This window comes from Pseudobutyrivibrio ruminis HUN009, assembly GCF_000703005.1.
GTDB classification, from domain to species: domain Bacteria; phylum Bacillota; class Clostridia; order Lachnospirales; family Lachnospiraceae; genus Pseudobutyrivibrio; species Pseudobutyrivibrio ruminis_A.
In genome coordinates, this window is the sequence record NZ_JNLH01000001.1 from 1642081 (window position 1) to 1655193 (window position 13113).

The 13113-nt window shown below is 41.5% G+C and carries 11 protein-coding genes; 9 read left to right on the plus strand and 2 right to left on the minus strand.

The features are described from left to right. Positions 1–5 precede the first annotated feature (5 nt). Positions 6–248, plus strand: coding sequence for a hypothetical protein (locus BO15_RS0107425; protein ID WP_033153762.1), 243 nt, complete (start codon positions 6–8; stop codon positions 246–248). A gap of 45 nt (positions 249–293) precedes the next feature. Here the strand turns inward: BO15_RS0107425 and BO15_RS0107430 are convergent, their stop codons facing one another. Next, entirely contained in the window at positions 294–749 is a 456-nt protein-coding gene (locus BO15_RS0107430) for an acyl-CoA thioesterase (RefSeq protein ID WP_033153763.1), read from the minus strand. 119 nt (positions 750–868) lie between these two features. Between BO15_RS0107430 and BO15_RS0107435 the strand changes: the two genes are divergently transcribed. Further along, the gene (locus BO15_RS0107435) at positions 869–2209 is read left to right on the plus strand and encodes a butyryl-CoA:acetate CoA-transferase (RefSeq protein ID WP_033153764.1); all 1341 of its coding nucleotides are present in this window, start codon (positions 869–871) and stop codon (positions 2207–2209) included. 153 nt (positions 2210–2362) lie between these two features. Further along, on the plus strand, positions 2363–3919 hold the full coding sequence (locus BO15_RS0107440; RefSeq protein WP_052169830.1) for a family 43 glycosylhydrolase: 1557 nt from the start codon (positions 2363–2365) through the stop codon (positions 3917–3919). A gap of 3 nt (positions 3920–3922) precedes the next feature. On the opposite strand, the gene BO15_RS0107445 is transcribed toward BO15_RS0107440, so the two are convergent. Then, positions 3923–4711: a biotin--[acetyl-CoA-carboxylase] ligase gene (locus BO15_RS0107445; protein WP_033153765.1), complete on the minus strand. Its 789-nt coding sequence runs from the start codon at positions 4709–4711 to the stop codon at positions 3923–3925. 196 nt (positions 4712–4907) lie between these two features. Between BO15_RS0107445 and leuB the strand changes: the two genes are divergently transcribed. The 6 genes from leuB to BO15_RS0107475 all read left to right on the plus strand — a co-directional run bounded on the left by leuB (position 4908) and on the right by BO15_RS0107475 (position 12921). Further along, positions 4908–5999 (plus strand): 3-isopropylmalate dehydrogenase, encoded by a 1092-nt coding sequence (gene leuB, locus BO15_RS0107450; RefSeq protein ID WP_033153766.1) that lies wholly within the window; start codon positions 4908–4910, stop codon positions 5997–5999. Positions 6000–6001: 2 nt separating this feature from the next. Continuing rightward, entirely contained in the window at positions 6002–7660 is a 1659-nt protein-coding gene (ilvD, locus tag BO15_RS0107455; RefSeq protein ID WP_033153767.1) for a dihydroxy-acid dehydratase, read from the plus strand. A gap of 105 nt (positions 7661–7765) precedes the next feature. Continuing rightward, positions 7766–9436, plus strand: coding sequence for a biosynthetic-type acetolactate synthase large subunit (ilvB, locus tag BO15_RS0107460; RefSeq protein WP_033153768.1), 1671 nt, complete (start codon positions 7766–7768; stop codon positions 9434–9436). Between the two features lie 4 nt (positions 9437–9440). Beyond that, positions 9441–10523 (plus strand): 3-phosphoserine/phosphohydroxythreonine transaminase, encoded by a 1083-nt coding sequence (serC, locus tag BO15_RS0107465; protein WP_033153769.1) that lies wholly within the window; start codon positions 9441–9443, stop codon positions 10521–10523. After that, positions 10523–11686: a phosphoglycerate dehydrogenase gene (locus BO15_RS0107470; RefSeq protein WP_033153770.1), complete on the plus strand. Its 1164-nt coding sequence runs from the start codon at positions 10523–10525 to the stop codon at positions 11684–11686. The genes serC and BO15_RS0107470 overlap by 1 nt, the downstream gene beginning before the upstream one ends. Then, a complete protein-coding gene (locus BO15_RS0107475; protein ID WP_033153771.1) occupies positions 11686–12921 on the plus strand; it encodes a DUF1015 domain-containing protein in 1236 nt (411 codons plus the stop codon). The genes BO15_RS0107470 and BO15_RS0107475 overlap by 1 nt, the downstream gene beginning before the upstream one ends. Positions 12922–13113 lie beyond the last annotated feature (192 nt).

A 13113-nucleotide genomic window follows, 5' to 3' on the forward strand; every position in this document is an offset into this window, starting at 1 on the left:
TTACGATGGCATTTAATCCAGCAGATTTATTTAAAGTTAGAAGTGCAGCAGCTACTTTCAATGCAAATCATCCAAAGCTTCTTCCATTTTTCGGGGCAGCTAAAAACAAGGCAATGACACCAGGTTCTGTTATTGAAATTGCAATCACAGATCCAGCTGGTGAGAAAATCGAAACAAACCTTAGAGTTCAGGAATCAGACATTGAACTTATCAATCTTTTGATGGAAATTGGTTCCAAGGGGATGTAAAAAAACAAACCTTCCTGCTGATGCGGGAAGGTTTTTCATTATCTGTTATTTAAATTCAAAGAACTTTGTATCAAGCTCAGGATAAGCCCTCTTCATAGAAATAGGGATTCCTGATTTATTCATAAAGCAGTGTCTAGTCTTTGCTACGGCACGGTCTTCTCCAGTAGACTTATCGTAAATACGATAAGCCACTTCCATTTCATGACCATCGTAGGAAACCAATTTAGTATCTACAACAATTGTCTCATCAAACTTTACCTGACTTCTATATTCGATAGAATGAGAGATTACAGGGGAGGTGATTTCCATATCAAGCATCTGCTTAAAAGAAAGTCCCATCTGCTCCATAAGATTCATTCTAGCATCCTCAATCCAATTCAGATAATTAGATGTATGGATGATTCCCTGCTGATCTGTCTCGTGATATTTTGTGTGATGCTCAAAAGGGGTAATCTTTATCTGCCTTTTAGCACCAGCAACTTCAATTTCTTGTTTTGCCATAGTGTTACCTCCTGATGAAATTTACTACGTTAATTATATCACAAAAATTAGATTGATTGTGTAGGATGATAGTGGTAAAATGACTTTAATTGATAAAAATTTAACGAGCGGAGGTTATTATGGATTTTCAGGCTGAGTATAAGAAGAAGCTGACTACAGCAGCTGAGGCTGTAAAGGTAGTAAAAAGTGGGGATTGGGTTGATTATGGCTGGTGTACTGGCACACCAGATGCTTTGGATAAGGCTTTAGCTGAACGTACTGATGAGCTTAGAGATGTAAAGGTTCGTGGCGGTATTCTGATGAAGTTGCCTGCAATTTTTGAGCGCGAGGATGCAGGTGAGCATTTCTGCTGGAACTCATGGCATATGGGTGGTATTGAGAGAAAGCTTATTGCAAGAGGTTGCTCTTACTATGCACCAATTAGATACTCTGAGCTTCCTAGATACTATAGAGAGCATATTGAGCCAAATGATGTTCTTATGATTCAGACTACTACAATGGATAACCATGGCTATTTCAACTTTGGTCCTAACGCTTCACATCTTATGGCTGCAGTTGAAAAGTCAAAGCACATCATCGTAGAGGTTAACAAGAACATGCCACGTTGCCTTGGTGGATTTGAAGAGGGAGTTCATATCTCTAAGGTAGACGCTATCGTAGAGGGAGATAATCCAGCTATCCTTGAAATGGGTGGCGGCGCTGCTCCTACAGATGTAGATAAGGCTGTTGCTAAGCTTATCGTTGAGGAAATTCCAAACGGTGCATGCTTACAGCTTGGCATTGGCGGTATGCCAAATACAGTAGGCGCCATGATTGCTGATTCAGACTTGAAAGATTTGGGAGTTCATACAGAAATGTATGTTGATGCATTTGTTGATATTGCAAAGGCTGGAAAGATTAACGGTTCAAAGAAGAATATTGATAGATTCCGTCAGACTTATGCATTCGGTGCAGGTACAAAAAAGATGTACGATTACATGGATGAGAATCCAGAGCTTATGAGTGCTCCTGTTGATTATACAAATGATATTCGCCAGATTTCAGCACTTGATAATTTCATTTCTATCAACAATGCTGTTGATGTGGATTTGTTCGGTCAGATTAATGCTGAGTCAGCTGGAACAAAGCACATTTCTGGTGCAGGTGGACAGCTTGATTTTGTACTTGGTGCTTATCTTTCAAATGGTGGAAAGAGCTTTGTATGTCTTTCATCTACATTTACAACAAAGGATGGCACAGTAAAGAGCCGTATTCGTCCTACACTTGCTGAGGGCTCAATTGTTACGGATACTCGTGCTAATACACACTATCTTGTTACAGAGTATGGCAAGGTTTGCTTGAAGGGACTTTCAGCCTGGGAGCGTGCAGAAAAGATTATCGGTATTGCACATCCTGATTTCCGTGATGAGCTTATTGCTGAGGCTGAGAAGATGCACATCTGGAGACGTTCAAATAAATAATCTTAGATTTTCAGGGACTTCGCTAATTGCGAAGTCCTTTTTTTGTTGAATATTTCACAGCTATTCCTATTGAAAGTGGTTTATATTAATGTTATACATAATTATAAATTAATTTAACAAAAGCTAAACGAAAATAACTAGGGGGATAATTACATGAAGAAAAAAGCGATGGCTGCAGTACTAATTGCAGCGACAGCTGTAGGCCTAGTGGGCTGTGGCTCGCCTAAGGAAGTTGTGCTTGAGAAAGAGGATGGGGGCAATCCTTTAGTATCTTCTAATGAGGATTATGTATACGGTGGTGACCCTTCGGTGCTTGTTGATGGGGATACTGTGTATCTTTACACAGGCCATGATGCTTCTACAGATGAGGAAGTTGGAAAATCTATTTACAATATTCCAGAGTACCTGTGCTATTCATCCACAGATATGGTGAATTGGACCAGCGAAGGAGTTGTAATGTCCATGGAGGATGTTAGCTGGACTAGCAATGACACTTCTGCCTGGGCATCTCAGGTAATGAAGCATACAGACCCTGCAGATGGAAAAGACAAATATTACCTATACTATTGCAGCTGGGACAAGACAGGAAAGCAGTGTATTGGCGTTGCAGTTTCTGATTCACCAACTGGTACCTTTGTTGATATAGGTGCGCCACTTGTGAAGAGCACTGTTACAAAGCCAAACACTAGCACCTTCAATGATATCGACCCAACAGCTTGGATTGAGACAGATGAGGATGGTGTAGAGCATCGTTATCTTGCTTGGGGCAATGGCATGTTTTTTGTGTGCGAGCTTAACGAGGATATGACTTCTGTGACGGATGTAAATGGTGATGGAAAGATTACTAGCGGCAAGGTAGCAGGAGAGGATGATGTGGTAATTCGCACTGATGGCTTGGAGAGCTACACTGAGACACCATGGATTTATCGCAGATCTGATGAAAATGGCAACTACTATGGCGATTACTATCTGTTCTTTGCACACCAGTGGAGAGAGTGCATGGCCTATGCAACCACTGATGATTTGCTAAGCGGTGAGTGGAGCGAGACTAAGAAAATTATGAATCCTACTGCTACTTCTAACACAAATCACATGGCGGTATTTGACTTTAAGGGCAAGACTTACTTTGTTTATCACAATGGTTCACTTCCAGCAGGAAGCGGCTTCAGAAGAACTGCCTGTGTTGTGGAGCTTCAGTTTAACGATGACGGCAGCATAGATTTGTTTGAAGAAAGTGCAGCAGGTATTTCAGGTAAAACTTCAACCATTTCTACCATGGATGGAGTCAAGATTGCTCATAATCCATTTGTTTGCTCTTCAGCAGATAGCGATTATCCATACAAGGATGTTGCCATTGGAATTAATCTTGTTGAAGGTGAGTCTAAAGATTTTGATTGGGTGATTAGAAGTGGAAAAGCAGATTTTACCAATGAATCATATGTCTCAATCGAATCTGAAAATAAGCCAGGCCTTTACATTACAGCAAATTCTGATGGAACTATAACACTTTGCCAGGATACAAAAGCATCAGAGGGTTCAGCAGCTAATCAGACCTATAAAACAGTTGAAGGACTTGCAGATAAAAATGGAGTAAGTTTGGAGAGTGTGGCACAGCCAGGAAAGTATATAACATTAGAAGATGAAGTACTAACACTTACTGATGGTTCAGATAAAGAAAGTGCAACTTTCAAAATAGAAGTTGCACAGTAAATGTTATTTAAGTATTCGATTTAATATTTCGGCTACTAGCTGATTTCTTGTGATGGTAATGTCATTATCCGAGAATAGGCTAGTAGCTTTATTTTTGATATCCTCTGGGAAGGTGTTGATATCGGAATTAAAATTGATGCCTATTCCAATAACAATCCATTGAAGAAGGCCTGTTTCAAATTCTGTTCCAGCCTCAGTCAGAATTCCGCAGATTTTTTTATCCCCTACAAAAAGATCATTGATTGGCTTAAGTGTAGGTTTTGTATCGGTGAGAGATGAGATAGCGTCGCATACAGCATTGCCAATGAAAGTGGTGATTTCATCTGAATCAGTACTTGGCAAATGATCTGGAGTCATTACCACACTCATGTACAAGCCGCCTTTTGGGGAATAAAAGCTGTGGTCTGCTCGACCTCGTCCCTCGCTTTGTTCGTTTGCAATGACAAGTGTGCCATATTTCAAATCGGTGATGGCAAGTTCCTTGGCCTTTCGATTGGTGGATGGAATGGAGTCGTAGATGTGGATCAGACTGTCATTTCCTTTGTAAATGTCAGCTACATCTTCATTAAGGTATGAGCTAATGCCGGCCGCTGATAAAATATCATTTTGCCCAGCAAGTCTATAACCTTTGTTGCTTACTGCTTCTATTTCATATCCGTTTTTTCTAAGGTCATTGATGGCTTTCCATATGGCATTTCTTGAAATACCAAGGGATGAAGCCATAGCTTCTCCTGAAAGAAATGTTGATTTATTGGCCTCTAGCAAGGCTAAAATTTTATCTTTTGAACTCATAAAAATCTCCTAAAAGAATTTTATAGTAGAATGTCGTGCTTTAAAGTGGTAAAGTTTACTAAACACTTCATATGTATTTTAGAAGTATTTGGGCTATTTTGTCAAAGATATCAAAATGAGGTTTAATTTAATTGAATTTCACACTTTAGTGTACTAAAATGTAACTATTAATTAGAATGTTAATTAGGAGAAAGCTATGAAATGTAACATTGGCGTTATTAGGGGAGACGGAATTGGTCCAGAGATAGTAACCGAGGCAATAAAGGTTCTTGATGCTATCGGTGCTAAATATGGACACACATTTAATTATACTGAAATCCTCATGGGAGGCTGCTCAATCGATGCAACAGGAGAGCCACTTACAGATGAGGCAGTAGAAAAAGCTCTTGCAAGTGATGCAGTGTTAATGGGTTCAATAGGTGGCAACACATCTACCAGTCCTTGGTACAAGCTACCTGCCGACAAACGTCCAGAGGCCGGCCTTTTAAAGCTTCGTAAAAGTCTTAATCTTTTTGCAAATCTTAGACCAGCATATTTATATGATGAATTGAAAGAGGCATGCCCACTTAGGGACGATATCATCGGCGATGGTTTTGACATGATGATTATGCGTGAGCTTACAGGTGGTCTTTATTTTGGAGAGCGTTCTACAAAGGAAGAAAACGGTCAGCTTGTTGCCAGAGATTCTCTTACCTATTCAGAAAATGAAATTCGCCGAATTGCTAAGCGTGGATTTGATATAGCAATGAAGCGTAGAAAGAAAGTTACATCAGTTGATAAGGCTAATGTACTTGATAGCTCCAGACTGTGGAGAAAGATTGTAGAAGAGGTTGCAGCAGATTATCCTGAGGTTTCTTATGAGCACATGCTTGTAGACAATTGCGCAATGCAGCTTGTGAAAGACCCAGGTCAGTTTGATGTAATCCTTACAGAGAATATGTTTGGGGATATTCTTTCAGATGAGGCATCCATGGTTACCGGTTCAATTGGAATGCTTTCATCTGCTTCCCTTAACGATACAAAATTCGGATTGTATGAGCCATCTGGCGGAAGTGCACCTGATATTGCAGGCCAGGGTATCGCAAATCCGATAGCCACAATTCTTTCGGCAGCAATGATGCTTCGCTACAGCTTTGACTTAGATGCTGAGGCAGATGCAATCGAAGCAGCCGTAAAGAAGGTGCTTAAGGCTGGCTACCGCACAATCGACATTATGCCTCGCGACGGCAGCGCCGTAACTCGCGTCGGCACAGTGGAGATGGGTGATTTAATTGTAAAGGAGTTATAAATATGAGAAGTGACAATGCAAGAGCTGGTATGCAGCAGGCACCAGCGAGAAGTTTGTTTAATGCACTGGGATTTACTCCAGAAGAAATGAAAAAGCCAATGGTTGGTATCGTATCTTCGTACAACGAAATCGTACCAGGCCATATGAATATCGACAAGATTGTGGACGCCGTAAAGCTTGGGGTTGCTGAGGCAGGCGGTGTTCCAGTTGTTTTCCCTGCTATCGCAGTATGCGATGGTATTGCAATGGGACATATAGGAATGAAATATTCCCTTGTAACTCGTGATTTGATTGCCGACTCAACAGAGTGTATGGCACTTGCTCATCAGTTTGATGCACTTGTTATGGTGCCAAACTGTGATAAAAACGTTCCTGGACTTTTGATGGCAGCAGCCCGTCTTGATTTACCAACTGTATTTGTATCAGGTGGTCCAATGCTTGCAGGTCATGTAGGAGGTCAGAAGCGTTCCCTTTCTTCTATGTTTGAGGCAGTTGGTGCTCATGCCGCTGGCAACATGACAGAAGAAGAGGTTGAAAACTTCGTTGAGAATGTTTGCCCAACATGCGGAAGCTGCTCTGGTATGTACACAGCCAATTCCATGAACTGCCTTACTGAGGCACTTGGAATGGGCCTTAGAGGAAACGGCACTATCCCAGCAGTATATTCAGAAAGAATTCGTCTTGCAAAGCATGCTGGTTACGCTGTTATGGATATGTATAACAAGGGTATTACAGCTCGTCAGATTATGACAAAGGATGCAATCCTTAATGCTCTTACAGTTGATATGGCACTTGGGTGCTCGACAAACTCAATGCTTCATTTGCCAGCTATCGCTCATGAAATCGGATTTGATTTTGACATTGAATTTGCAAATCCTATTTCTGAAAAGACTCCAAACCTTTGTCACCTTGCACCAGCAGGTCCTACATACATGGAAGACCTTAACGAAGCTGGTGGCGTATGGGCAGTCATGAAGGAGCTTGCAGATATAGGACTTCTTAATACAGATTGCATGACTGTTACAGGAAAGACAGTAGGCGAAAACATTGCCAATGCAGTTAATAGAAATCCAGAGGTTATCAGACCTGTAGACAATCCATATACAAAGACTGGTGGCCTGGCAGTCCTCAAGGGCAATCTTGCACCAGACGGTTCAGTTGTAAAACGAAGTGCAGTAGTGCCAGAGATGCTTGTGCATGAAGGACCAGCCAGAGTATTTGATTCAGAGGAAGATGCTATCGCAGCTATCAAGGGTGGCAAAATCGTAGAGGGAGATGTTGTAGTCATTCGCTACGAAGGACCTAAGGGTGGCCCTGGCATGAGAGAAATGCTTAATCCTACATCAGCAATTGCAGGTATGGGACTTGGTTCATCAGTTGCTCTCATTACAGATGGTCGTTTCTCAGGTGCCAGTCGTGGTGCTTCCATCGGACATGTTTCACCAGAGGCAGCTGTTGGCGGACCAATCGCACTTGTAGAAGAAGGCGATATCATCGCTATCGATATACCAAATTACACTATGACTTTAAAGGTTAGCGACGAAGAGCTTGCAGCTCGTAAAGCTAAGTGGCAGCCACGTGAGCCTAAGGTAAAAACAGGGTATCTAAGAAGGTACGCTGAACAAGTAACTAGTGGAAATAGAGGAGCAATCCTTAAATAGAGATGAGCTGGTAGGTATCAAGCTCTTAGATTTCTCAAGCGAAACGTGTTGTTGAGCGGAGAAATGCTAAGGCTTGTAGACGTAACCAGCGGACTAGGAGTATATATGTTATTAAATGGTTCAGAAATAATTATAGAATGTTTAAAGGAACAGGGAGTTGATACGGTATTTGGTTATCCAGGCGGTGCCATCCTAAACCTTTATGATGAGCTTTATAAGCATAGTGATGAGATTCATCATGTGCTTACAAGCCATGAGCAGGGGGCTGCTCACGCTGCAGATGGCTATGCGCGCTCAACTGGCAAGGTTGGTGTGTGCTTCGCTACTAGTGGCCCTGGCGCAACAAATCTTGTGACAGGTATTGCTACAGCTCATATGGATTCGGTTCCTATTGTTGCCATCACATGTAATGTAAATGTATCTTTGCTTGGTAAAGATTCTTTCCAGGAGATTGATATCACTGGCATTACAATGCCTATCACTAAGCACAATTTTATTGTTAAGGATATCAAGGATTTGGCAGAGACAATCCGCCGTGCATTTACTATTGCAAAGAGCGGTCGCCCAGGTCCAGTTCTCATTGATGTGCCAAAGGATGTTACAGCTCCAAATAATAAATATGAATACATGCCAATGAAACCAATTCCAGTTGGTCGTGTTAAAAAGAGCATCACTGAGGATGCCATCAAAGAGGCTGTAAAGCTTATCAAAAAGTCTAAAAAGCCAGTTATCTTTGTTGGTGGTGGAGCAGTTCTTGCTAATGCTTCAAAGGAATTAAAGAAGTTTGTAGAGCTTGTTGATGCGCCAGTTTGTGACACTCTAATGGGTAAGGGCGCATTCGATGGCAGAGACGAAAGATACACAGGAATGCTTGGTATGCATGGCTGCAAGGCATCAAACCTTAGCGTTTCAGAGTGTGATTTGCTTATTGCAGTGGGCACAAGATTCTCTGATAGAGTTCTTGGAAATCCAGACAAATTTGCTAGCAATGCAAAGATTCTACAGTTTGATGTAGATCCTGCTGAAATTAATAAAAATATTCTTACTGATCATGCTGTTGTTGGAGATGTGAAGGAAATTTTATCTAGATTAAATAAAGTTCTTGAGCAGTCAAATCATGAAGCTTGGATGAAGCATGTAAAAGAGCTTTCTGAAAAATATCCTCTTACAATTCCAGCAGAAGGCTTGTCAGGTCAGTATATTGTTGCTGAAACTTACAGACAGACAAAGGGCGATGCAATTATCGCAACAGAGGTAGGTCAACATCAGATGTGGGCTGCACAGTTCTACAAGTTCAAGAAGCCTCATCAGTTGTTGACATCAGGTGGCCTTGGAACAATGGGTTATGGTCTTGGTGCTGCAATCGGTGCAAAGACAGGAAATCCAGACAAAAAGGTTATCAATATTGCCGGCGATGGTTGTTTCCGCATGAACATGAACGAGGTTGCAACAGCTGTAAGAGAAAAGCTTCCAATCATCGAAATTGTTATCAACAATCACGTTCTTGGAATGGTTAGACAGTGGCAGACAATTTTCTATGAGAAGCGCTATTCAGCAACAGTCCTTGATGACGTAGTAGATTACGTTAAGTTAGCTGAGGCTATGGGGGCAACAGGCTACAGAGTTACAACTCAGGAGGAATTCCAAAGTGCCTTGAAGGAGGCCCTTGTCTCCGAGAAGCCTGTGCTTATTGACTGTATCATTGATTCAGATGACAAGGTATGGCCAATGGTAGCACCAGGAGCACCTATTAACGAGTTTTTCAAGGAGGATTAGTGTAATGAGTAGAGTTTATAATTTTAGTGCTGGACCAGCTGTTTTACCAGAGGAGGTTTTGAGAGAAGCCGCTGATGAAATGCTTGATTATAGGGGATGTGGAATGTCTGTTATGGAGATGAGTCATCGTTCAAAGGTATTCGATGACATCATCAAAGAGGCAGAGGCTGATATCCGAACACTTATGAATATACCAGATAACTATAAGGTTCTTTTCCTTCAGGGTGGTGCAAGCCAGCAGTTTGCAGCAATTCCTATGAACCTTATGAAGAATAGAAAGGCTGGATATATCATCACAGGTCAGTGGGCTAAGAAAGCTTATCAGGAAGCTAAGATTTACGGTGAAGCAGTAGAGCTCGCAAGCTCAGCAGATGAGACATTTAGCTACATTCCAGATTGCTCGGATTTACCAATCACAGATGATATGGATTACGTATACATCTGCGAAAACAATACAATCTATGGCACAAAATTTAAGACTCTTCCAAATACAAAGGGGAAGGATTTGGTAGCAGACGTAAGTTCTTGCTTCCTATCAGAGCCAGTAGATGTTAGCAAGTACGCTATTATCTATGGCGGTGTTCAGAAAAACGTTGGACCTGCAGGTATGGTAATTGTTATCATCCGTGAGGATTTAATCCGTGACGACGTTCTTCCTGGCACACCAACAATGCTTAAGTACAAAACACAGGCAGACAACGACAGCCTTTACAATACACCACCTTGCTACGATATCTACATCTGCGGAAAGGTGTTTAAGTGGCTTCTTAAGAATGGTGGCCTTTCAGCCATGAAGGAGCTCAACGAAAAGAAGGCAAAGATTCTTTATGATTACCTTGACTCTTCAAAGCTTTTCAAGGGAACTGTTAGAAAGGAAGATCGTTCACTTATGAATGTACCTTTCGTTACAGGAAACGAGGAGCTTGATGCGAAGTTTGTAAAGGAAGCAACAGCAGCAGGATTTGTAAACCTTAAGGGACACAGAACTGTTGGCGGTATGCGCGCTTCTATTTACAACGCTATGCCAATCGAAGGTGTAGAAAAGCTTGTAGAGTTTATGAAGAAGTTTGAGGAGGAGAATGCCTAATGTTTACTTATAATTGTTTAAATCCAATTTCAGATAAAGGTCTTGTTAACTTCTCAACTGACTACAAGAAGGTTGAAAATATTTCAGAGGCTGATGCAGCTTTGGTTCGCTCTGCAGCAATGCATGATTTGGAGCTTGGGGATAAGCTTAAATGTATCGCTAGAGCAGGAGCTGGCGTAAACAACATTCCTCTTGATAAATGTGCAGAGGAAGGAATCGTTGTTTTTAACACACCAGGTGCAAATGCAAATGGTGTAAAGGAGCTTGTTTTTGCAGGAATGCTTTTAGCTTCACGTGATATCGTAGGCGGTATCGATTGGGTTCTTGAAAACAAGGACGACGAGAACATTGGCAAGACTGCAGAGAAGGCAAAGAAGGCTTTTGCAGGAACTGAGATTGCAGGAAAGAAGCTTGGTGTTATCGGACTTGGCGCTATCGGCGTTAAGGTTGCCAACGATGCAAATCGCCTTGGTATGGAAGTTTTGGGATATGATCCATACATCTCTGTAAATGCAGCTTGGAACCTTTCTAGAAATGTAAAGCATGTTACAAACGTGGAGGATATTTATAAGGAATGTGATTTCATCACAGTTCACGTGCCTCTTCTTGATTCTACAAAGGGCATGATTAATAAAAAAGCAGTGCAGATGATGAAAAAGGGTGTTGTAATCCTTAACTTCGCTAGAGACCTTCTTGTTGATGAGACTGCAGTATTAAATGGCATTGAATCAGGCAAGGTTCGTCACTACGTTACAGACTTTGCAAATCCTACTGTCGCTGGAAAGAAGGGTGTTATTTGTACTCCTCATCTTGGGGCTTCAACAGAGGAAGCAGAGGATAACTGTGCTGTTATGGCAGTTAAAGAAGTAATGGACTATATGGAGAATGGTAACATTACTCACTCTGTAAACTATCCAGACTGCGACATGGGAGTTTGTACAGCAGAAAGCCGCGTGGCTATTCTTCACAAGAACAAGGCCGGTCTTATCGCTTCATTTACAACAATCCTTAGTAAGGACAATGTCAATGTAGAAGATATGACAAACAAGAGCCGTGGGGATTTCGCATACACATTACTTGATATTGGAAGCAAGCTTACAGATCAGGTTATTTCAGAAATAGAGAAGGTTGATGGTGTTATAAAAGTTAGGGTGGTAAAATAATGGCGCTAATTGTACCTTTTAAGGCAATCAGACCAAGTAAAGAAGAGGCTGCTACAATAGCAGCCCTTCCTTATGATGTATACAATAGACAAGAGGCATATCAAAAAGTAAAGGAGCAGCCCGGTTCGTTTTTGGCAATCGATAGGCCAGAGACTCAGTTTGAGCCAGATGTGGACATGTATTCCGACAAGGTTTATAACAAGGCTGCAGAAATGCTTAATGAGTGGATAGCCAAGGGCAGATTCATTCAGGATGATATGCCTTTTTATTATGTCTACGAACTTACTATGGATGGACGCTCACAAACAGGAATAGTTGCATGCGCATCAATAGATGACTATGCAAATGGCATCATTAAAAAGCATGAGAATACTAGGGCAGAAAAGGAACAGGATAGAATTCGCCATGTGGACACCTGTAGTGCTCAGACTGGCACTATTTTCCTTGCATACAGGGCAGACTCTACGATTGCCAGTATTGTTGCGAAGGCAAAAAGCCGAAAGCCTGTATATGATTTCGTGGCAGAAGATGGCATATCACATCGCTGTTGGGTAATTGATGATATGATGACATGCGCACTGATTGCTACCACATTCGATAAAATGGATTCAATCTATATTGCAGACGGTCATCACAGAGCAGCCTCAGCCGTAAAGGTGGGCTTTAAGCGCAGAGAAGAGAATCCTGACTACACAGGAAAGGAAGATTTTAATTTCTTCCTGTCAGTTCTATTTCCAGACAATGAGCTGAAAATCTATGATTACAACAGAGTAGTCAAGGATTTAAATGGCATGGCTCCAGAAGAGTTCCTTGAGGAACTAGATAATGTAGTAGATTTGCTATCTACCTCAGAAAAAGCAATCAGACCAGAGAAAAAAGGGCAGTGGAGCATGTACTTGGATGGCGTCTGGTATTTGTACCAGGTTAGAGAAGAGCTTCTAACTGACGACCCGGTAGAGGGCCTTGATGTTTCATTGCTACAGAATTTAGTGCTAGAACCACTCCTTGGAATCGATGATCCTAAGACTAGCGATAGAATTGATTTCGTAGGAGGCATCAGAGGTCTAGGAGAGTTGGAGCGCAGATGTGCTACAGATTGCAGAGTGGCATTTGCCATGTATCCAACCAGTATCTCAGAGCTTTTTGATGTGGCAGACGCAGGACTTTTAATGCCACCAAAATCCACTTGGTTTGAACCAAAGCTAAGAAGTGGGTTGTTTATACATAGGATATAAAGGAAACGGGACAGCGTAAGCTGTCCCTAATTTTTTCTCAGTAAACGATTCAGTGTTCGTTTTCTACCATTTCATTTACGAAAGTCTATAAAGTTATTTCGTAACTTTGTTCACAAAATTCTCACGAATTGTATAGCAAATTAATCACGTTCTTGCCAATATTCAGACAATTCTTGCCAGTACACAGATTTA

Excerpts from the sequence above, each read along its gene's own strand:
- BO15_RS0107425 (WP_033153762.1), top strand. The coding sequence starts at position 6 with ATGGCATTTAATCCAGCAGATTTATTTAAAGTTAGAAGTGCAGCAGCT.
- BO15_RS0107430 (WP_033153763.1), bottom strand. The coding sequence starts at position 749 with ATGGCAAAACAAGAAATTGAAGTTGCTGGTGCTAAAAGGCAGATAAAG.
- BO15_RS0107435 (WP_033153764.1), top strand. The coding sequence starts at position 869 with ATGGATTTTCAGGCTGAGTATAAGAAGAAGCTGACTACAGCAGCTGAG.
- BO15_RS0107440 (WP_052169830.1), top strand. The coding sequence starts at position 2,363 with ATGAAGAAAAAAGCGATGGCTGCAGTACTAATTGCAGCGACAGCTGTA.
- BO15_RS0107445 (WP_033153765.1), bottom strand. The coding sequence starts at position 4,711 with ATGAGTTCAAAAGATAAAATTTTAGCCTTGCTAGAGGCCAATAAATCA.
- leuB (WP_033153766.1), top strand. The coding sequence starts at position 4,908 with ATGAAATGTAACATTGGCGTTATTAGGGGAGACGGAATTGGTCCAGAG.
- ilvD (WP_033153767.1), top strand. The coding sequence starts at position 6,002 with ATGAGAAGTGACAATGCAAGAGCTGGTATGCAGCAGGCACCAGCGAGA.
- ilvB (WP_033153768.1), top strand. The coding sequence starts at position 7,766 with ATGTTATTAAATGGTTCAGAAATAATTATAGAATGTTTAAAGGAACAG.
- serC (WP_033153769.1), top strand. The coding sequence starts at position 9,441 with ATGAGTAGAGTTTATAATTTTAGTGCTGGACCAGCTGTTTTACCAGAG.
- BO15_RS0107470 (WP_033153770.1), top strand. The coding sequence starts at position 10,523 with ATGTTTACTTATAATTGTTTAAATCCAATTTCAGATAAAGGTCTTGTT.
- BO15_RS0107475 (WP_033153771.1), top strand. The coding sequence starts at position 11,686 with ATGGCGCTAATTGTACCTTTTAAGGCAATCAGACCAAGTAAAGAAGAG.